Raw genomic sequence first — 20,427 nt, forward strand, 5'->3', positions numbered from 1 at the left:
CCACGACGCCGCGAATGCTTTCGCCCTTGTGCATCAGGTCGAAGCCCTTGTTGATGTCTTCGAGCGGCATGGTGTGGGTGATCATCGGGTCGATCTGGATCTTGCCTTCCATGTACCAGTCGACAATCTTCGGCACATCCGTGCGGCCGCGTGCGCCACCGAAGGCGGTGCCCATCCAGTTGCGGCCGGTGACCAGCTGGAACGGGCGCGTGGAGATTTCCTGGCCGGCGCCGGCAACGCCGATGATGACCGACTTGCCCCAGCCGCGATGCGAGGCTTCCAGCGCCTGACGCATGACCTTGGTATTGCCGGTGCAATCGAATGTATAATCCGCGCCGCCGATCAGGTCGCCATTGCGCTTCGTCATGTTGACGAGATAGGGCACGATGTCGTCGCCGACTTCCTTGGGGTTGACGAAGTGGGTCATGCCGAACTTCTCGCCCCAGGCCTTGCGGTCGGGGTTGATATCCACGCCGATGATCATGTCCGCGCCGGCAAGGCGCAGGCCCTGCAGCACGTTGAGGCCGATGCCGCCGAGACCGAAGACAATTGCGGTGGAACCGATCTCGACCTTGGCGGTGTTGATGACCGCACCGATGCCGGTGGTGACGCCGCAGCCGATGTAACAAACCTTGTCGAAGGGCGCGTCGGGGTTGATCTTGGCAAGCGCGATCTCCGGCAGAACCGTATAGTTCGAGAAGGTCGAGCAGCCCATATAATGATGGATCTTGTCCTTGCCGATGGAGAAGCGCGACGTGCCGTCCGGCATCACGCCCTGGCCCTGGGTGGCGCGGATGGAGGTGCAGAGATTGGTCTTGCGCGAGGTGCAGGAATAGCATTCGCGGCATTCCGGCGTGTAGAGCGGAATGACATGGTCGCCCTTCTTGACCGAGGTGACGCCCGGTCCGACATCGACGACGACGCCCGCGCCCTCATGGCCGAGAATGGCCGGGAACAGGCCTTCCGGATCGGCGCCCGACAGGGTGAAATCGTCTGTATGGCAGATGCCGGTCGCCTTGACCTCAACCAGCACTTCGCCGGCGCGCGGGCCTTCGAGTTGAACGGTCATGACCTCAAGCGGCTTTCCGGCCTGAATGGCAACTGCGGCGCGAACGTCCATATCTTATCTCCTGGCATTGTCTTGTGATTGAACAGGGCTGTTTTGCCCGAGCTTGGCTGGAGGGACAAGGGGCGAGCCCAAGTTTGTGTTTTCGGAAGAAACCGTGAATGCAAACCCCACACTGCCGTCACGCGGTCATACGATTTTATTGGCTGGCTCTAATTTACTAATAAATAAACTAAGCATATGAATTTGCTTCATATTTTTAGATTCCGATTGAGCTTTGATTTACGGTTTGTGTGTTAATTGACCCCTGTATTTCAGTGGTCAGGCGAAGTTGCTCGAAAAGCAGCGCCGCCGGCGACCAACGAGCAATTTTCGAGCGACCGGCGTGAGCCGGACATTTTTTAGCGTCGCAGAAAGCCAGGCCTGTCGCTTTTCACAGCGCGCCTTTCCCATGGCGATGAGCGACATGAGACGGTGTTTTGATGACGAGCAGGCGGATAAAAAAAGCGGCATGGAAATGGAGCCTATTTTCATCGCTCCTCAGGGATCGCGCGGGTACCTTCGCCATCATGACCGCGCTGCTGCTGCCGGTCTTTATCATTTTGCTGGGGCTGCTTTTTGAGGGTGGCAGGGCGCTGGCCTATTACAACCAGTCAAAGCGGGTCATGGCGATGGCATGCGAAAGAGCCACCAAGCCGACTCGCACCTTCACATTGTCCGATGAAGTGCGGCGCGCCAATGTGGCCGGGGCCTTCGATGCGATGATTCAATCCACCAAGCAGAAGGTCCTCTCGCGAGACGTGCAAGTGAAATGGACTGAGACAAAAATCAATGCCGAGTTCAGTTACGGGCTGATTTTCTCGGAGATGTTCAATCTCGAGAAGCTGAAATATCGCCTTGATGAGTCCTGCGAAGGTATCCCGCCCTATCCCGAGGACGATGCGGTTATCATTGACAATATGTTCGAGAGCAACGCTCTCGGCGTCGAGCGGGTTTTGAAAAACGGCGTTACCAAGGAAACCCCCGGCGGTTGCTGGGGTGTCTATCCCTATTCGGAAATCGGATGGGATGGCGGGACCGGCCCCGGCGTCGAGTTGCAGGACTGGAGCAGCCCCTGCTGCCGCCGCAACCACAATTGGGAGGGCTATCCGGCGGGAATGCAGAGCAAGAAACTCAACGAGGCCCCTACCGCCAACGACAAAGCCTGCACTTTGAAGGAGGTCGATAAGGCAAAGACCACCGACAAGATCGAAATCGACAAGAAGGCGGGCACCGAGCTCTCATTGCCAACCCGTTATGTCATGGAGCTCGACAGCGACTGGGGCCCGCCTAAGCCCGGCAAGAAAAAAAATATCGAAGCCAATAGTTCGATCTACAAGGATGTCGAGCTTCATCCCGGAATATATAAGATCATGGTTTGGTATAATGGGCGCCGGGCCGTCGAGGACGTGGAAAAAACAAACGGAATCAAGATCTCGCTCCAACAGCTCCTTCCTGACCTGCAACCCCAGCAGCGGGTGTGGGAGTTGACCCAGGATAAAAACAGTATTGCCTGGACGCCGAGGGACTACAGTTTCAGGGTCAAGGCCTACTCCATCTATCGGGTGACGATTGAGGCAACCGGCCTGAGCGACAGCTTCGGTGGCATCATCACCGGTTTCCAGCTCATCTACGTGGATCGAATGGAAGAGGGCTGAGATGAAGTCCTTACTTTTCCCGTGTCAGGATAAAAGCCGTGGTCGCCCGCGCAGATGCCTGTTCGCGCATGCCGCCTGTTACCGGCTATTTGGCGACCGAAAGGCAGCAACGGCGGTCGAGACGGCGCTGCTGTTGCCGCTGTTTTTTGCGCTGATTTTCGGGACGCTCGAAATCGGCCTGCTGATGCTCTATTATCTTTATCTCTCGTTCGCATCGAATGCGGGTATCGAATATCTCCGCAAGGCGGCGGCGGACGGTAAACCGGCGACCGAGATTGCGTTGCGCAAGGCAATCGCCTCCCATTTCATTGGAGGGACTGACGAAACCAATCTCAAGATTGCCCTTTTGCCGATCCCCGACGACGATATTGCCGAAGCCAAAGTGCCCATACCAATCGTGAACGATTTTCGCCCGCCCGCCGATACCGCCGGGCAGTACATTCTGGCCATCGGTTACAACTGGAATTTTTTGATGCCGACGACGCGTTTCCTCGTGCCGGACACGGGCGGCATTCATCAATTGCGCAACATTTCCCTGGCGATCACTGCCGTGCGGGTGACGGAATGAAAAAGGCGACATGGTTTTTGCGTCTTGCTGGTTTCGGCCGTTGCCGTTCTGGTGCTGCGGCGGTGGAAATGGGGCTTTTGGCGCCTCTGCTTGTCCTTATGCTTGCAGTGATCATTGAGGTCGGGCGGGGTTGGCTGAGCTATGACCGGTTCATGACGATAGTCGACAATTCAGCGCGCTGGGCGGCAAGATTCCCCGAATTCGAGGAACGGGTGCGCACGGGGGTTCCGAGCTTCGTTGTCCTTTCCGGCAGCGGCATTCTCCAGACGGGCAAACTCGACCTGACGCTGAGAAGCGTCAAACTGGTGGATAAGGTCGCCCGGCTGCAATTTCCCGCCCACAATTTTCTGGGATCTGCCGAAGATGTGCCATGGGAGAAAACCGTGATTGCCAACGGTTTCGTTGCTCAGGAAGCTATCATCGTCGTCTCCGGTCGCTACAGCTATCGGCCGCTGATCTCGGTCCTGGCCGATATCACGCTCAAATTCGAATATGTTGCGGCCGTCAACCCGTTCTTTTCCCAGCGATATCCTTACCAGAGCGGCAAATCGGATTTCGCAAAATGGAACCTCAAGCGCTCGCCATTCAAAGCAAACTGATCGGCCTCAGACAGCCTCTGTCTCGGCCTGGCTTTCGCCGAGCCACGCCGCGCAATCCCGCAACGCCCGCGCTGCAATAAGCTGGCGTTTCATGATCGTCTTGTCCTTGCCGCGAAAACGCTTGACGCCTTCCGGCTTGACGATGGAGCCCGGCGCCAGTTCCGGGAAGAGGCCGAAATTGATGTTCATCGGCTGGAAGGAGCGTTTGCCCGGCTCATCATCGGAGGAAAGGTGGCCGCCGGTGATGTGGTTGAGGAGCGAGCCGAGCGCGGTGGTGGCCGGCGGCAGGCTTGGGGACTCGCCCTTCTGTTCGGCGGCGGCGAAGCGGCCGGCGAGAAGGCCGACGGAGGCGCTTTCCACATAACCTTCGCAGCCGGTGATCTGGCCGGCGAAACGCAGGTCCGGCCGCGATTTCAGTTTCAGCGAGCGGTCGAGCAGGATCGGGGAATCGATATAGGTGTTGCGGTGCAGGCCGCCGAGGCGCGCGAATTCCGCATTTTCGAGGCCGGGTATCATGCGGAATACATCCGCCTGCACACCGTATTTCAGCTTGGTCTGGAAACCGACCATGTTGTATAGCGTGCCGAGCGCATTGTCCTGTCGCAGCTGCACGACGGCATAGGCCTTGACGGTGGGGTTATGGGCGTTGGTCAGTCCCATCGGCTTCATCGGGCCGTGGCGCAGCGTCTCGCGGCCGCGCTCGGCCATGATCTCGATAGGCAGGCAGCCGTCGAAATAGGGCGTGCCTTCCCATTCCTTGAAACCGACCGTGTCGCCGGCAATCAGCGCGTCGATGAAGGCGTTGTACTGCTCCTCGTTCAGCGGGCAGTTGATGTAATCCTTGCCGGTGCCGCCGGGACCGACCTTGTCGTAACGCGACTGGTACCAGCAGATATCCATATTGATGCTGTCGCGGTGCACGATGGGGGCGATGGCGTCGAAGAAGGCGAGCGCATCCTCACCCGTCTCTGCCTGAATGGCGGCAGCAAGATCCGGCGAGGTCAGCGGGCCGGTGGCGATGATCGAGTTGCCCCATTCCTTCGGCGGCAGGCCATTCACCTCTTCGCGCACGATCGTCACCAATGGGTGACTTTCCAGCTTTTTCGTCACGGCCTCGGAGAACCCGTCGCGATCGACGGCGAGCGCGCCGCCGGCCGGCACCTGGTGTCTGTCGGCGCAGGCCATGATGAGAGAACCGGCAAGCCGCATTTCAGCGTGGATAACGCCGACCGCATTGGCGGTCGCATCGTCGGAGCGGAAGGAGTTGGAGCAGACCAGTTCCGCCAGCGTATCGCCCTTATGCGCATCCGTGCCGCGCACGCCGCGCATTTCATGCAGGATGACGGGCACACCGCTCTGCGCGATCTGCCACGCGGCTTCCGAACCGGCCAGTCCGCCGCCCACGACGTGAATGGGAGAAGTGCTCTTGTCTTGCATGCTGGCGTCCATGGGCGGCCGCGGGGCAAAGGCTCCCGTCCGGCGGCTGTCTTTCGAGTGATTGTTCCGCACGGGTCCCTAAGGACGCGGCATTGTTTGCGGATGCACTAGCATGCATGGCCGGGGCAGCCAAATGTTTTTGAGGGATGGAGGCTAGGGGGCTGCCAAGCTCCCGGCGGGCTCGAGGAGCAGACGCGCATTTTGGAGCGAGCGGGTGCCGCTTGTTTCTTCTCCCCGCCGGGGAGAAGGTCGCGGCAGCGGGATGAGGGGGCTAGGGTGCGGTCTATCGCTGGCGTTGCCCCCTCATCCGACCCTTCGGGCCACCTTCTCCCCGGCGGGGAGAAGAAATATGCCGCGATGCCGGGCGCCTTTCCAAAGGCCAGTTCCTCCAGCCAAACCCCAGAATCAAAAACGGCGCCAGAGGCGCCGCTTTTTTTACCTGTCGCTCAATCGTCGCGCCCTGGAGGTCGGGCAGCGGGACGATCGTTTACGCCTTAGCGGAACGAACGGGCTGCTACGTTACGGATGTCGTAACGGGTCAGGCCGATGTCGCTCAGAGCCTGGTTGGAAAGGCTGCCAAGTTCGTTGATCGTGCGGCGGTAGGAGATCCAGTTCTTTGCGATGCGGATGGGGTTCATGGTCGTTTCCTCAATCTATCTCTGTTGATTTCGTCTGCCGGCTCAGCGTTTCTCTGTGCTCTCGGCTGTTGAGGTTTATATATAGACATTGAGCCATGTTGTGCAGTGCAGAATTTAGGCTACTGCCATGCATTTGTGCAGTATGTCGGCTAAATTTGCGGCTTTGAATATCATCTGAGCAAAATATGAGCGGAAATGCCTGTGTTTCAGGCGATTTTGACTGATATGGCAGCCTTTCGCGGCGCTAAAGGGGTTTTGCGGCGTGAAAAGGGGTGTCGGGAGGGGCTCGGACGCTATCCGGGCGCGGCGTGAACGGTCGGCCATCGATGCATTTTTCATCGGCTGACACTGCGGGCGGCTAAGGCAGTGCCGCTTCGACCCGGAGAACCGCCGAAAAAGAAAAAAGGCCGGAGGCGGGAGCCTCAGGCCTTTTTGGGTAGGTCGTCTCGCATCCGCCGCAAGAAGCGGCGGGGCGTATAATCAGAAGCCGACGGCGGTCTTGGCGACGCGGCGGATGTCCTGACGGCCAATGCCGAGGTCACTCAGTTCGCGGTCGGTCATGCGGCCGAGTTCGGTTACGGTCTGACGATACTTGCGCCAGTTGGTGAGCGAGCGTGCAATGTTCATTTTCATCTTCCTCTTCGTGCTGTTCAGTCTCTGCGGCCAGTCTTGGGAGGCTTTGGTCCGGGGCTGAACTCGATCTCTGTATGACCATGAATATAATCGGTTTAATCAAAACAAAAACAGACAAAGCAAGATGTCACCTATGCACGCATTGCAATGCAAGCCGGTAAAACAGGCCGATTGCGGCGATTCATGCATAATTTGTGACCAATTTGTGTGCTTTTGGTGATCGCCTGGAGGTTTGGCAGTGCGAAGGCGTGTAAGATGAACGGATAAGGGGCGGGGCAGGGTGCGGAAGCCCTGAATCGCCGGTTTGGAGCAACGGCCAGCAATCCGGCAACTTGGGCTGCGGGGCAGGCTATATATAATGTCAATGTAGCCGCATAAATATTGCCTGCTTTCCGCGCCTGCCTGCATGCGATGTGCCGGGCGAGGTGGGTCGGGAAGGCGATGGAGGCGGATGTGGTTCGGCTTGCCGTTTTTTCTCCCAAAACGCCTCTGTCCGGCTGTTGCGCGCTGTCCCCCGGCGCGGGCGGCGAATAAGCGGAGAGGGCGGCCATCTCTTGCCACCGGCGCGGACGGCAAGAAAAGTCCGGAGGAAACGAAAGGCGGGGGGAACGGCGTGCTTGACCCTTTCTGAACATTGTGACATACCGCCGCCCAACGTGCGGGTATGGCGGAATTGGTAGACGCATTGGTTTTAGGTACCAACGCTTCGGCGTGGGAGTTCGAGTCTCTCTACCCGCACCACAAGCAAGGCATGGCTGCGCCACGCTTGCGCCAGAGTGCATCTTTATAAGATGCGGGGAGCTTCGGGGTTCATTTCTCCCCTTTGGTCTTTTCTCCGGTGCAGGCTAAATGGTGTCCGGCAGGCGCTTGTGTAAAGAAGTAAGGGAAGCCACGGCCGGGGAACGATGTTTCCGGCGCAGTGCTCGAAAGTAAACCAACGGCTGTCTGAGCACCGCCGCCATGATGTGAAGGTTAGGAAAATGCAGGTTATCGAAACGCTCGCTGAAGGGCTGAAGCGCGAACTCAAGGTCGTTATTCCGGCCGCCGACATGAAGGCCCGTCTGGACGAGCGCCTGGTTGACGCCAAGGACAAGGTTCGCATCAACGGTTTCCGTCCCGGCAAGGTGCCGATGGGCCACCTGAAGAAGATGTACGGCAAGTCCATCATGGCCGACCTCGTCAACGAGCTGGTTCGTGAAAAGCCGACCGAAATCCTCTCCAGCCGCGGCGAAAAATCTGCGACGCAGCCGGCCATCTCCATGACCGAAGACGAGCAGGAAGCCGAAAAGATCCTGTCGGCCGAATCCGATTTCGAATTCACCGTTGCCTACGAAATCATTCCGGCCATCGAACTGAAGGCCAATGACGGCATCAAGGTTACCCGCGAAGTCGTTGAAGTCTCCGAAGACGAAATCAACGAGCAGATCCTCAAGATCGCTGAAAGCGCCCGCACCTACGAGACCAAGAAGGGCAAGGCCGCCGATGGCGACCGCGTCACCATGAACTATCTCGGCAAGGTTGACGGCGTTGCCTTTGATGGCGGCGCTGCCGAAGATGCCGAACTGGTTCTCGGTTCGGGCCGCTTCATCCCCGGCTTCGAAGAGCAGCTGGTCGGCGTCAAGGCTGGCGATGAAAAGACCATCACCGTGACCTTCCCTGCCGATTACCCGGCTGCGAACCTTGCTGGCAAGGACGCCAACTTCGACATCACCGTCAAGGAAGTTGCCGCTGCCGCTGCTGTTGAAATCAACGACGAACTGGCCACCAAGCTCGGTCTCGAATCGGCTGAAAAGCTGAAGGAAATCGTCAAGGGCCAGATCGAAAGCCAGTACGGCAACATCACACGCCAGAAGGTCAAGCGTCAGATCCTCGACCAGCTGGACGAGATGTACAAGTTCGACACGCCGGCCGGTCTCGTCGACGCCGAGTTCGACAACATCTGGCGCCAGATCAACACCGATCTTGCCCAGTCGGGCAAGACCTTCGCTGACGAAGACACGACCGAAGAAGAAGCCCGCGAAGAATATCGCAAGCTTGCTGAACGCCGCGTCCGTCTCGGCCTCGTTCTCTCCGAAATCGGCGAAAAGGCCGGCGTTGAAGTGACCGAAGAAGAGATGCAGCGCGCGCTGTTCCAGCAGCTGCAGCAGTTCCCGGGCCAGCAGAAGGAAATCCTCGATTTCTTCCGCAACACCCCCGGCGCTTCCGCTTCGCTGCGCGCTCCGATCTTCGAAGAAAAGGTCATCGACAAGCTGCTCTCCGAAATCTCGGTAACGGACAAGACCGTTTCCAAGGAAGAGCTTCTGGCTGACGACGGCGAAGAAGCAACGGAAACCAAGAAGAAGGCGCCGGCCAAGAAAAAGGCTGCCGCCAAGGCTGACGACGCCGCTGAAGGCGAAGAAGCAGCTCCGAAGAAGAAGGCTCCGGCCAAGAAGAAGGCCGCTGAAGGCGACGCCGAATAATCTTCTTCAGTGCAAGCTGATTGAACAAAGGGCCGTAGCGAAAGCTGCGGCCTTTTTTGTTTTGGGCGTCCGGTTTCTGGGCGGTATTGCCCACCCGGTTTCGGACGTTTGACATCGCTGCGTTATTCTGGATCGCTATAATTAGAGATCGTGGCAGCAGAACCGAAGGTGTAGACACATCGCCGCGAGGCGGATGAATGTTGAAGGGTCGTGCCATGGGTGTCAGAAACTACTTGATCGAGGGTGTTTCCGGCACCGGTAAAACTTCCGTGGCAACGGAACTCCAGCGGCGTGGCTATCACGTCATCCACGGCGACCGTGAACTTGCCTACAAGGGCGACCCTGAAACCGGTGAACCGGTCGATCTCTCCCTGTTTCAGGGCGACAGGGATATGGTCTACCGCCATCGGCGTCATATTTGGGATGTCGAAAAGGTTCAGGCGCTTGTCACAGATCGGCGTCACGCAAATACGTTCTTCTGCGGTGGCTCTAGGAACTTTCGGCGTTTCATAGAGCTCTTCGATCGGGTTTTCGTTCTGGATGTCGACGTCGCGACCCTGCGAAGACGGCTGACGGAGAGGCCCGAGGATGAGTTCGGTGGAAAACCGGCCGAACGTGAATTCGTCCTGCAACTCCATGCGACGAAAGAAGACCTTCCCGCAGATGCAACGGTCATTGATTCATCAAGGTCCTTGGACATGGTGGTAGATGATATTCTGGTGCGCTGCGTTGATTCAGCCTGAAACTTGCAGCGCGCGGGCTCCCGTACCTTCGTTTCGATCACAATGCAGTGCAGCATGATTTTTTGCTGCATCTGCTCTTGTTCATCTCCCGTTCATCTGTCACCCTGCGCAGCATGATTTGCCCCGGCCGCTGCATGCGGTCGTTCGGGCATTGTGTGTCGCTCTCGTGCGGCCTTATCGCTGCCAAACCATTGGCCTTAAGCTTTTACCGTGCCTGCCAGGTTCTCCCGGTGCGCCCTTAATTTGCCAGGGGACAAGTATGTCGCCACGAATGGGTTTTACCCTTCTGTTGTCTCTTTTCACCGCCGCTGGCACCGCGGCACACGCCGATGAGGCCGGGCTGATCTGGAAGCCGGTGAAGAATTCCGACCGTTCCTATACGGCGCGTATCGGCGCGAAACTGCCGGTCGATACGCCCATTCGCGCGGGGCTGGAAATGGGCATGAGCGCTTCCAAAACGGGGCAGGTGGTGGATACGCCGGTGCGGGTATGGGGTAATGTCACGCTGCTGGCCGAACAGTTGCCCGGCGTTTCCCTGGCCCGTGATGTCGGCGTCATCTTCAATGCGCTGACGGGATCGAGCAGCGTTTCCGTGACCTCGCAGCAGAAGCGCATCGTTACGCCGGAGCTGGATATCGAGGCGAACCGCAATTTCACCGTGCGTTATGACGGCACGGCGCAGCAATGGAACGGGCTGGATGTGTCGCAGTCGCTGCGCCTTTCCCGCTCGGAAACTGGCACGGCCTTTGTGCTGACGGGGGCAAGCCGCAACAGTTTCAACGAGTTCAGCAGCGGCGTGGCGGTGGAGCAGAAACTGGGCGATCACCTGACTGTGCGGGGGACGCTCGATCAGGGCTATGCGGATCATTTCCGGCCGGGGGTGAGTGCGCGGTATAGTATTCGGTGGTGAGGGGGCGGGCTGGCTGCGCCGGGGTCGTCTCTAGATAAGTGGGGTGCAGATGAATGTCTCTCTTCCGTCATGCCGGATCTGATCCGGCATCCAGCCACGGCGCGTCTGCGCAGTGAGGTGAGCCTTTTCAGCCCAAGGACTTGGGCTGGCTGGCCCCCGGATCAAGTCCGGGGTGACGGGGAGAGGAGGCTACGACCTTACCACAAGCGCCCGCATGGCGTTGTGCCGTCCCGCTGAATACTCGCTCAATCCTTCTTGATCTCACCCATGCGGTTCCACGCATCGAGTCCCGCAATCTTGTAGGCTTCGGCAAGCGTCGGATAGTTGAACGTATTCTCGACGAAATATTCCACCGTGCCTTTCAGGTTCAGCACCGCCTGGCCGATATGCACCAGTTCGGTCGCGCCTTCGCCGACGATGTGGACGCCGAGCAGGCGGCGGGTTTTGAGCGAGAAGATCATCTTCAAGAGGCCGCTGTCGAGACCCATGATGTGGCCGCGCGAGGTTTCGCGGAAATGGGCGATGCCGCATTCATAGGGAATGCCGCGTTCGATGACTTCTTCTTCCGTCAGGCCGCAGGTGGAGATTTCCGGGACGGCATAGATGCCATAGGGGAAGAATTGCGGCGGTTCGCCGGCCGGTGCGCCGACGGCGTGGCGGGCGGCGATGCGGCCCTGTTCCATGGACGTGGAGGCAAGGCTCGGGAAACCGATGATGTCGCCGGCGGCATAGATGTTCGGCACCGAGGTCTGGAAGGTTTCGGGATCGACCTTCAGGCGGCCACGGCTGTCGGCCTCCAGCCCGCAGGCCGAAAGATTGAGCGTATCGGTGGCGCCGACGCGGCCGGCGGCGAACAGCACCGTCTCGGCCTTCAGCACGCGGCCATTGCCGAGTGAGACGAGGCATTTGCCGCTTTCGTCGCGCTCCACCTTTTCCGCCTTCTGGCCGAAGATCAGCTTCATGTTGCGGTCGCGCAGCTGATAGGTGAAGTCCTCGACGATTTCCTTGTCGATGAATTCCAGCATGGTTTCGCGCGGCTCCACCACCGTCACCTGCGTATCGAGCGCGCTGAAGATGGTGGCATATTCGATGCCGATGACGCCGGCGCCGACCACGACCATGGAGCGCGGCAGTTCCTTGATCTCGAGAATCTCATCCGAATCGAGCACGGCCTGGCCGTCGAAGGGAATATGCGGCGGTCGATAGGGTCGGGTGCCGATGGTCAGCAGGATGGAGGTACCCGTCACGGTCATGATCTCGCCGTCGCTCTTCACCACCTTCATGGTGTTGGCGTCGATGAAGCTCGCCGTGCCGCGAATGTGCTGCACGCGGTTGCGGGCGAACTGGTGTTCCAGCACTTCCACTTCGTGATCCAGCGTGATGAGCAGGCGGCGGCGCAGGTCTTCCGCATCGATCTCCTGCTTGACGCGATAGGCGCGGCCGTAAAAACCGCGCTCGCGCCAGCCGGTGAGGTTGAGCGCCGTCTCGCGCAGGGTCTTCGATGGAATGGTGCCGGTGTGCACGGAAACGCCGCCGACGCGGCTGCCCTTCTCGATGACCAGAACCCTCTTTTCGAGCTTGGCGGCCTGAATGGCGGCCCGTCTTCCCGCCGGACCGCTGCCGACAACAATCAGATCGAACTGGTGCATGAAAAACCCCGGAACAGAATTATTGCGATGACCGGATGTCGCATCCGGCATGGCGTCGCCGCGAAATGGTCGTGATGCCATTTTGACGATGGGGAGTGATTCCCCTTCAGCCTTGCCCGCAAGAGTGCAATGCAACAAACGCCTGCGTCAATCTGTAGCGTAAGAATCTGACGGATTCGTAACTGGGGGTGAATTTCGGCTTAGCTAAGGAGCGCGGGGCTTACCCCCCTCTGCCCTGCCGGGCATCTCCCCCACAAGGGGGGAGATCGGCAAGACGCATCTTTATCGCTTCAATCTCCAGCTTTGTGTCGGACGAGACCGCGCCGCAGATCGATCTCTCCCCTTGTGGGGGAGATGCCCGGCAGGGCAGAGGGGGGTAAGCCCCACGCACCTAGGCCCACCTTTCCTGAAAACGCCCTAAACCCCCAACAGCTTCATCCCGCCCGGCGTTACCGGTCGGGGATACTCAGCGTGCGTCGGGCGATTGCCCGGCTGCGCTTCGGTTGGGGTTGGTGTGGGTCGGATGCGTTGCGCAGCCGGGTCTTTCGCTATGCCGTATTTCGCAAGCGGCGGTGCACCGCCTTTTGCGAAATGGTCCTTTCCACGAACGTTGCCAGCGTTCCACCACCAGGACCGTCCCTCGGTTTCCGCCACGTCTGGCGTCCACCCGGCGGGACTGCGTTTAATCTAACAGCGCGTCGCGGGGTGGGGAAAAGCGGGGATGAATTTTCCGGCGTCAGTCTTCCTTGCGGGTGACATGGCGGTGAAGGGCTGCAAGGTCCTGCCGGAGCGCGGCCAGTTCGGCCAGCACTTTCACATCGATCTTTTCATGCAGGGACAGAACCTCAAGCTCGGCCTTCAGGTTCACCTCGTAGTCCTTGGCGGCCTCGAAACGGTCGCGGGCGGCCTGACGGTTCTGCGACATCATGATGATCGGCGCCTGAATGGCCGCCAGCATGGAAAGCAGCAGGTTGAGGAAGATGAAGGGGTAGGGATCGAAAGCGCCGGTCGTCAGGATGATGGTGTTGATGATAGCCCAGAAAATCAGGAAAAAGCAGAAACCGAGGATGAAACCCCAGGAGCCGCCGACCTTGGCGATATTGTCGGCCAGTCTGTCGCCGAAACTCGCACCAGCGGAAAATTCAGCATTGGTGTCGCTCGAAACCAGCTTCTTCTGGTGCGACAGTTCCAGAATGCGCCGCTCCACTTCGCCGATTTCGCGAGAGGAACGCTTGAAATGCGAAACGATATAGTCGGAGATATCTGACACGGTGTGTCTCCGGTTCTGATGGAGCGATGCGGATGTTATCCCGAGATAAACCCGCATGGCGGTGGAATTCAAACGATTTCCACCGCCATGCGGTTCAGGCGTCCCCGCCGAAAAACATCAGACCGATGGCGCGCCCTCGTGCAGCCAGTTGAAACCGGGGAAGAAGCGCTCGCGGCCATATTGCTGGCCGAACATCATGTCGAATTGCAGCAGGCGGTAATCGCGCACCACGTCGGGAACGGCATTGGGTGCGATCGACCAGTCGGGCAGGGCCTTGCCGTCGGTCGTCACCAGCATATGCCGGTCGATGACGGAAAAGGCCTGCTGCACTTCGCCAAGCGTGCCGGTATAGAAGGGATCGGAGAAGCCCGCCGTCTTCAGCACGTGATAGGGCAAAAGCGCCGGGCTGATGGTGCCGATATTCTTGCGCACGCCCTTCTTTGAGGACCAGACGACGAGCGGCGTCTCGTGTTCCTTCTTCATCACCTCCAGCGGCGCGCGGCGGCTGGCCACCATGCCCGGCATGTAGCCGCTTTCCACGAAGGTCTGGCCGAGCGGCGGCAGATGGTCGCCGAAAAGGACGACGATGGTTTCACGGTCGCGCTTCTTTGCCCAGCGCATCAGTTTCAGCAGCGCTTCGTCAGCCTCCGCCACCCCTTGAGAATAGGTGGCGAGCGCCTGCGAGGCCGAGGCGGATAGATCGCCTTCGACGCCGATGGTGTTTTCGGCGTAACGGGTCGCCTCGTAGGGACCATGTCCCTGAAGGGTGACGGCGAAGAGGAAGAGCGGGTTCTGCGCCTTTTCGGCCGTCGCCATGATCTCGTCCATCAGCGCATCGTCGGAGGCGAAGTTGCCGCGTTTTTCCATGGCCGGCAGCGTCTCTTCGGAGCGGAATTCCTCGAAGCCGAAATTCCTGTAGACCTGCTTGCGGTTCCAGAACCATTCCTGGAACGGATGCATGGCGATGGCGGAATAACCTTCGCCGCGGAAGAAGCTGGCGAGCGAGGGCACCGGGCGGCGGATATATTGCTGATAGGGAATGCTGCCATAGGGCAGGAAGGCGTTGGAAAAGCCGGTCAGCGCCTCGAATTCCACATTCGCCGTCATGCCGCCGAATTCCGGGGAAAAGACATTGCCGGACTGTTTGGCGCGGATCGTCGGCATGGGATCGGCGGAGAGCTTCACATTTTCCAGCCGCGTCGGATCCCACAGCGATTCGCTCATCAGCATGATGACATCGGGGTAATCGCCCTTGTTGGCGGCGAAGGCGGCGGGCTCGGAGGTCAGGTCGGCAATGGTATTTTCGCCGTAACCCTGCGGCGCCGAGACATTGGCCATCGGAATATTGAAGGCGAAGGCCATCAGGAAGCCGTTATGGCGGTAATTTTCCTGCTGGTCCCACATCATGGGAATGATGTTGAGGCGATCGCGCACCCAGGAATAATGCGAATAGTCCATAAGCGAGGCGAGACCGGCAAGAAGCGGCAGCGCCAGCGCGAGACCGGCGGCGCGTTCTCGCCAGCTCAAGCCCGGTGAATGGCGGCGCGCCAGCAGCCAGAGGCCCGTAAGTGCCGCAATCGTGGCGAAGATGCCAAGGGCGACGAGGGCTGCCGTCATCGGCTGGGCCTTCAGCATGGTCGGCAGAAGCTCGAGGATCTGCCGGCCGAACAGCAGGTCGGATGGATAAAGCGGATCGGAAAGATAGGTCTGTTTCTGTGCCGAAATCAGCCCCGTCAGCGCGCAGAGCGGCGCAAGCGCGATCAGCGACAGGTAGCGCCTGCCAAGAAGTGCATCCAGCGCCACGAGAAGGGCGAGCACGGCGGCAATGGTGGTCATGCCGGGGCGGGCGGAGGAGGTGAGGAAAGCGCCGACATCGTTCAGCGAACCGCGGGCGATCCACTCCAGCGCCACGACCAGCACGACGGACGCGACCGTCAGATTGGCAAGCGGATAGGCGATGCCCGAAAGCTTGGAAAGGCTCCTTGTCCATGCAGGCGAAAAGACGAAACCAGCCTTTTCGGAAGCCGTTGTTTTTGGCGCCGAATCTCTCAAACCCATACTCCGGTATTGCAGGCGGCACGGCCGATCCGGGGAGGTGAATCGGGTGTCGCAAAAGTGTCATGTAACTGTCACATAAGCGCGATGAACGCGACATGAACTTTGAAGAGTCTGGCCGGCGCGGCGATAACCTTAGCGTGAACGCGCGCGGCCGAAGCGTAACGGACGCCGCCATGCAATTGCCGCGTTGCGGAGCGGCCACGGGCGCGGTATTGAAAAGCCATGAGCGACAGACACGATATCCAGAACCATCTCCGGATTGCCGTCGGGCAGTTCAATCCCACCGTTGGCGACGTGGCGGGCAATCTCGCCAGGGCGCGAGAGGCAAGGGCCGATGCGGCGACGCAGGGTGCCGATCTTCTGCTTCTGACCGAGCTGTTCATATCCGGCTATCCGCCGGAAGATCTGGTGCTGAAGCCGGCTTTCCTGAAAGCATGCCTGAAAGCCGTGGAAGAGCTGGCGGCGGAAACTGCCGATGGCGGGCCGGGCGTCGTTATCGGTTTTCCGCGACAGGGCGAGACGGGCAGGCACAATTCCGTAGCGCTTCTGGATGGCGGCAAGATCATCGCGCTGCGCGACAAGATAGATCTTCCGAATTACGGCGAGTTCGACGAGAAGCGGGTTTTCGCCGAAGGGTCGATTTCCGGTCCCTATAATTTCCGGGGTGTGCGGATCGGCATTCCGATCTGCGAGGAAATCTGGAACGATATGGGTGTCTGCGAAACGCTCGCCGAAAGCGGGGCGGAAATCCTGCTGGTGCCGAATGGTTCGCCCTATTATCGCGGCAAGCTGGATGTGCGCCATCAGGTGGCGCTCAGGCAGGTTATCGAAAGCGGCCTGCCGCTCGTCTTCGCCAACCAGCTGGGCGGGCAGGATGAACTGGTGTTCGATGGCGCAAGCTTCGGCTTTAATGCCGACAAGACGCTTGCCTTCCAGATGAGCCAGTTCGAGGCCACACTTGCCGTCACCGACTGGAAACGCACGGCAGACGGCTGGCATTGCGACAGCGGGCCTTTTTCGAAGATTCCCGAAGGCGAGGAGGCGGATTACCGCGCCTGCATGCTGGGCTTTCGCGATTACGTCAACAAGAACGGCTTCAAGAGCGTGGTTCTCGGCCTTTCCGGCGGTATCGATTCGGCGATCTGTGCCGCCCTTGCCGTCGACGCACTTGGCGAGGAGCGGGTGCGCTGCATCATGCTGCCTTACCGTTATACCTCGGAAGAATCGCTGAAGGACGCGGCCGATTGCGCCAAGGCGCTGGGCTGCCGTTACGATATCGTGCCGATTTCAGAGCCGGTGGAGGGTTTCCTCTCGGCGCTTTCCGATCTCTTCGAGGGCACGGAAGAGGGCATTACCGAGGAAAACCTGCAGAGCCGTACGCGCGGCACCATTTTGATGGCCGTCTCGAACAAGTTCGGCTCCATGGTGGTGACGACGGGCAACAAGTCGGAAATGTCGGTGGGTTACGCCACGCTTTATGGCGACATGAATGGCGGTTTCAACCCCATCAAGGACCTCTACAAGATGCAGGTCTACGCCATTTCCAGCTGGCGCAACGCCCATGTGCCGCCGGGCGCGCTCGGTCCTTCCGGCGAGGTGATCCCGGCCAATATCATTTCCAAGGCGCCCTCGGCCGAATTGCGCCCCAACCAGACCGACCAGGATTCGCTGCCGCCCTATCCGGTGCTGGACGATATTCTGGAATGCCTCGTCGAGAAGGAAATGTCGGTCGAGGAGATTCTCGCGCGCGGCCATGATGTGGCGACGGTGCACCGGGTGGAGCATCTGCTCTATCTCGCCGAATACAAGCGCCGGCAATCGGCGCCGGGTGTGAAGATCACCAAGAAGAACTTTGGGCGTGACAGGCGTTATCCGATCACCAACCGGTTCCGGGATCGATGATTGAAGGAAGGCGCGGGTAGCGGATGCTTTGCTCGGCGTTGCCGCTCGTTTCTTCTCCCCGCCGGGGAGAAGGTGGCCCGAAGGGTCGGATGAGGGGGCAACGTTGCCGAATATCTCGACCCTTGCCCCTTTATCCCGCTGCCGCAGACTTCTCCCCGGCGGGGAGAAGAAACAAGGGGGGTGCGCTCGTTCCACAACAAGCCTTCGTGTTTAAGCAAGCGGCGCGGAGAAAGCCCCGCGCCGTTCGCTCATCTCAAATAACCTGCCCCACATCGATGCGGTTGCCATCCGGGTCTTCAAACACAAAGGCGCGCAGGCCGTAATCCTTATCCTGCAGGCCCTTGATGATGCGCAAGCCCTGGCTCTTGCAGAGCGCGTGCAGCGCGTCCACATCGCTCACCATCATATGCGCCACATTGAAGGGTGCTGCCTTGTGGGTGGGCTGCAATGTCAGATGCAGTTCGGCGTTGCCCTGTTTGAGGATCATGAAGCCGACGGGGGTGCCGTTTTCGAAGGTCTTTTCAAAGCCTAGAACACCGACATAAAAATCATGGGCTTTTTCGATGTTTTTGACAGGAAGCATTGCGGCGATCCGGCCGAAGCGGATGCCGTGATCGGCGATGGTATTCATCGCGGAACCTCGGATCTGGGAGAAACGGCAAGGGTCACGGACGGTGCCGGAGCGCTGGCGTTTTTTCCGGTTTGAATTTGCAGGACGGTGCCTGCCGCCCTAGGATCATAATCGAGGCGATGGCGGATGCAAACGGAATGTCTGCACCGGGCGCTTTGAACGAGACACGGACACGCCCGGGAGGCAGAATGCGCAGCTCCATCGAAATCTTCAACATCCGCACCCGGCAGATGCGGGTGGTGTGGCAGACGCCCGATCTATTCGAAGCGCCGAACTGGTCGCCGGATGGAAAATATCTGCTGCTGAACAGCGAAGGGCTGCTTTACCGCCTGTCCCTTGCCGGTGATGCGTCGCCGGAGAAGGTCGACACTGGCTTTGCCACGCTCTGCAACAACGATCACGGTATTTCGCCGGATGGTTCGCTTTACGCCATTTCCGACAAGGTGGAATTCGGCAAGAGCGCCATCTATCTCATGCCTTCGACGGGCGGCGCGCCACGGCTGATGACGAAAGATCTTCCTTCTTACTGGCATGGCTGGTCGCCAGATGGGAAGGGCTTTGCCTATTGCGGCATTCGCGATCAGGTCTTCGATATCTATTCGATGGATATAACAAGCGGCGTCGAGATGCGGCTGACCCATGGTGAAGGCCGCAATGACGGGCCGGATTATTCGCCTGACGGTGAGTGGATCTATTTCAATTCCAGCCGCACCGGGCGAATGCAGATCTGGCGTGTGCGGGTGGATGGCTCCGCCGTCGAGCGCATCACCGACAGTTCCTATGGCGACTGGTTTCCGCATCCGTCCCCGAAAGGTGACAAGGTGGTGTTCGTTTCCTATGACGGCGATGTCTTCGATCATCCGCGCGATCTCGATGTGCGGGTGCGGCTGATGGACATGGATGGCGGCAATGCCGAGACGCTGTTCGAACTTTTCGGCGGGCAGGGCACGATGAATTCGCCCAACTGGTCACCGGATGGGGATGAGTTCGCTTATGTGAGGTATTTCCCGGTGGAATGATGGGGGTGAGGCAGGCCACATTGCCGCACCACCGGCAGGATGCTTGCATTCGCAAACTTTTTTGCGCATAGCTTGCCTGTCAGGTGCCTGCCGTTGCGGCGGGAGAATCGGGAATCCGGTGAAAGACCGGAACGTGCCCAGCGCTGTGAGGCGGACGTTCTTTTTTTAAGCCACTGAAGCAATTCGGGAAGGCGAAAAGGGCGGATGAAGCCAAGTCAGAAGACCGGCCTGACGGGATAGACCGAACCGCGCGGACGGCGGCAGGTTGTTGTCGAGGCGGGGTGCGCATTTGCGCCCGGCCTTCGCATTGTTGGGGATAAACGATGCCAGCCGATTCGTCCGTAAGCAATCAGCCCGGCGCCAGTTCGTTCGATCATGCGCTCTCGCCCGCCCGCCCGTTTTCCTGTGAGGAACGCGAGGCGATTTACCGAGCCATCGAGACCCGTCGCGACGTGCGCGACCAGTTCCTGCCGGACCCGCTGCCGGACGATCTGGTGGAGCGTCTTTTGAAGGCGGCCCATTCCGCGCCCTCGGTCGGTTTCATGCAGCCGTGGAATTTCACCCTCGTCACCGATGGCGCGATCCGTCAGGCGGCCTTCGTGGCCTTCAGCCGCGCCAATGAGGAGGCGGCGGCAATGTTTACGGGCGAGCAGCAGGCGCTTTATCGCAGTCTCAAGCTTGAAGGCATCCGCAAGGCGCCGCTCAGCATCTGCGTCACCTGCGATCCGACGCGCGGCGGCAAGGTGGTGCTGGGCCGCACCCACAATCCGCGCACGGATGTCTATTCCACCGTCTGCGCCATCCAGAATCTCTGGCTCGCGGCGCGCGCCGAAGGCATCGGCGTCGGCTGGGTCAGCATTTTCCACGATAGCGACATTCGCACCATTCTCGATATTCCCGACCATATCGAAATCGTCGCCTGGCTTTGCCTCGGCCGTGTCGATGCGCTCTATAACGAGCCGGAACTGGCGGTGAAGGGCTGGCGACAGCGCGTGCCGCTGGAGGAACTGGTGTTCCGTAACCGCTGGGGCGGGGTGTAGAAGCGGAGGCCTGTGAACAAAGCGGGACGTTGCCGCGTGTTTCTTCTCCCCGCCGGAGAGAAGGTGGCCCGAAGGGTCGGATGAGGGGGCAAGCTCTCCGAATATCGC

18 protein-coding genes, 1 tRNA gene and 1 riboswitch are annotated in these 20,427 nt (G+C 59.6%); of the genes, 11 read left to right on the forward strand and 8 right to left on the reverse strand.

What is annotated here, in order from left to right:
- Positions 1-1,120, reverse strand: a 1,120-nt coding sequence (locus L904_RS25465) for an S-(hydroxymethyl)glutathione dehydrogenase/class III alcohol dehydrogenase (protein WP_059775536.1), incomplete at its 3' end; no start/stop codon positions are given.
- Between the two features lie 277 nt (positions 1,121-1,397).
- On the opposite strand from L904_RS25465, the gene L904_RS27990 reads away from it, so the two are divergent.
- From L904_RS27990 to L904_RS25480, 4 genes are read left to right on the forward strand one after another with little or no spacing between them, the layout of a single operon-like run.
- On the forward strand, positions 1,398-1,688 hold the full coding sequence (locus L904_RS27990) for a hypothetical protein (RefSeq protein ID WP_155246288.1): 291 nt from the start codon (positions 1,398-1,400) through the stop codon (positions 1,686-1,688).
- The gene (locus tag L904_RS25470; RefSeq protein ID WP_155246289.1) at positions 1,636-2,763 is read left to right on the forward strand and encodes a pilus assembly protein; all 1,128 of its coding nucleotides are present in this window, start codon (positions 1,636-1,638) and stop codon (positions 2,761-2,763) included. Before L904_RS27990 ends, L904_RS25470 begins: the two co-directional genes overlap by 53 nt.
- A 1-nt stretch (position 2,764) precedes the next feature.
- Positions 2,765-3,331, forward strand: a complete 567-nt coding sequence (locus L904_RS25475) for a TadE/TadG family type IV pilus assembly protein (protein ID WP_020811360.1) — start codon at positions 2,765-2,767, stop codon at positions 3,329-3,331.
- A complete protein-coding gene (locus tag L904_RS25480; RefSeq protein ID WP_020811361.1) occupies positions 3,328-3,930 on the forward strand; it encodes a TadE/TadG family type IV pilus assembly protein in 603 nt (200 codons plus the stop codon). Before L904_RS25475 ends, L904_RS25480 begins: the two co-directional genes overlap by 4 nt.
- 6 nt (positions 3,931-3,936) lie before the next feature.
- Here L904_RS25480 and trmFO read toward each other — a convergent pair whose 3' ends face one another.
- The 3 genes from trmFO to L904_RS27465 form a co-directional block, all read right to left on the reverse strand.
- Positions 3,937-5,379, reverse strand: coding sequence for a methylenetetrahydrofolate--tRNA-(uracil(54)-C(5))-methyltransferase (FADH(2)-oxidizing) TrmFO (gene trmFO, locus L904_RS25485; protein ID WP_020811362.1), 1,443 nt, complete (start codon positions 5,377-5,379; stop codon positions 3,937-3,939).
- A 482-nt stretch (positions 5,380-5,861) separates the two neighbouring features.
- The gene (locus L904_RS28650; protein ID WP_003495735.1) at positions 5,862-6,005 is read right to left on the reverse strand and encodes a DUF1127 domain-containing protein; all 144 of its coding nucleotides are present in this window, start codon (positions 6,003-6,005) and stop codon (positions 5,862-5,864) included.
- A gap of 480 nt (positions 6,006-6,485) precedes the next feature.
- On the reverse strand, positions 6,486-6,632 hold the full coding sequence (locus L904_RS27465) for a DUF1127 domain-containing protein (protein ID WP_004433052.1): 147 nt from the start codon (positions 6,630-6,632) through the stop codon (positions 6,486-6,488).
- Positions 6,633-7,296: 664 nt separating this feature from the next.
- Between L904_RS27465 and L904_RS25490 the strand changes: the two genes are divergently transcribed.
- The 4 genes from L904_RS25490 (at position 7,297) to L904_RS25505 (ending at position 10,750) form a co-directional block, all read left to right on the forward strand.
- Positions 7,297-7,379 (forward strand) — tRNA-Leu (locus L904_RS25490).
- A 239-nt stretch (positions 7,380-7,618) separates the two neighbouring features.
- Positions 7,619-9,097 (forward strand): trigger factor, encoded by a 1,479-nt coding sequence (gene tig, locus L904_RS25495; protein WP_035261138.1) that lies wholly within the window; start codon positions 7,619-7,621, stop codon positions 9,095-9,097.
- A gap of 215 nt (positions 9,098-9,312) precedes the next feature.
- Entirely contained in the window at positions 9,313-9,840 is a 528-nt protein-coding gene (locus L904_RS25500; protein WP_035261136.1) for an AAA family ATPase, read from the forward strand.
- Positions 9,841-10,099: 259 nt separating this feature from the next.
- Positions 10,100-10,750: a hypothetical protein gene (locus tag L904_RS25505; RefSeq protein ID WP_035261134.1), complete on the forward strand. Its 651-nt coding sequence runs from the start codon at positions 10,100-10,102 to the stop codon at positions 10,748-10,750.
- Positions 10,751-10,995: 245 nt separating this feature from the next.
- Here the strand turns inward: L904_RS25505 and sthA are convergent, their stop codons facing one another.
- The 3 genes from sthA to L904_RS25520 form a co-directional block, all read right to left on the reverse strand.
- On the reverse strand, positions 10,996-12,399 hold the full coding sequence (sthA, locus tag L904_RS25510; protein WP_035261139.1) for a Si-specific NAD(P)(+) transhydrogenase: 1,404 nt from the start codon (positions 12,397-12,399) through the stop codon (positions 10,996-10,998).
- Between the two features lie 736 nt (positions 12,400-13,135).
- The gene (locus tag L904_RS25515) at positions 13,136-13,669 is read right to left on the reverse strand and encodes a DUF1003 domain-containing protein (protein WP_031233651.1); all 534 of its coding nucleotides are present in this window, start codon (positions 13,667-13,669) and stop codon (positions 13,136-13,138) included.
- A 117-nt stretch (positions 13,670-13,786) separates the two neighbouring features.
- Positions 13,787-15,727 carry an LTA synthase family protein gene (locus L904_RS25520; protein WP_020809553.1) on the reverse strand — a complete coding sequence of 647 codons (1,941 nt, stop codon included), beginning with the start codon at positions 15,725-15,727 and terminating at the stop codon, positions 13,787-13,789.
- A 222-nt stretch (positions 15,728-15,949) separates the two neighbouring features.
- Here L904_RS25520 and L904_RS25525 point away from each other — a divergent pair, with 222 nt between their 5' ends.
- Positions 15,950-17,629, forward strand: coding sequence for an NAD+ synthase (locus L904_RS25525; RefSeq protein ID WP_020809551.1), 1,680 nt, complete (start codon positions 15,950-15,952; stop codon positions 17,627-17,629).
- Positions 17,630-17,882: 253 nt separating this feature from the next.
- Here L904_RS25525 and L904_RS25530 read toward each other — a convergent pair whose 3' ends face one another.
- Positions 17,883-18,260 carry a glyoxalase superfamily protein gene (locus tag L904_RS25530; protein WP_020809550.1) on the reverse strand — a complete coding sequence of 126 codons (378 nt, stop codon included), beginning with the start codon at positions 18,258-18,260 and terminating at the stop codon, positions 17,883-17,885.
- Positions 18,261-18,448: 188 nt separating this feature from the next.
- Here L904_RS25530 and L904_RS25535 point away from each other — a divergent pair, with 188 nt between their 5' ends.
- Both L904_RS25535 and bluB read left to right on the forward strand, forming a co-directional pair.
- Entirely contained in the window at positions 18,449-19,279 is an 831-nt protein-coding gene (locus tag L904_RS25535) for a TolB family protein (RefSeq protein ID WP_020809548.1), read from the forward strand.
- 64 nt (positions 19,280-19,343) lie between these two features.
- Positions 19,344-19,526: riboswitch (cobalamin riboswitch) on the forward strand.
- Positions 19,527-19,602: 76 nt separating this feature from the next.
- Positions 19,603-20,319 carry a 5,6-dimethylbenzimidazole synthase gene (bluB, locus tag L904_RS25540; RefSeq protein WP_020809547.1) on the forward strand — a complete coding sequence of 239 codons (717 nt, stop codon included), beginning with the start codon at positions 19,603-19,605 and terminating at the stop codon, positions 20,317-20,319.
- Positions 20,320-20,427 lie beyond the last annotated feature (108 nt).

Origin of the sequence: Agrobacterium sp. LY4, from assembly GCF_001526585.1 — a bacterium.
GTDB classification, from domain to species: domain Bacteria; phylum Pseudomonadota; class Alphaproteobacteria; order Rhizobiales; family Rhizobiaceae; genus Agrobacterium; species Agrobacterium leguminum.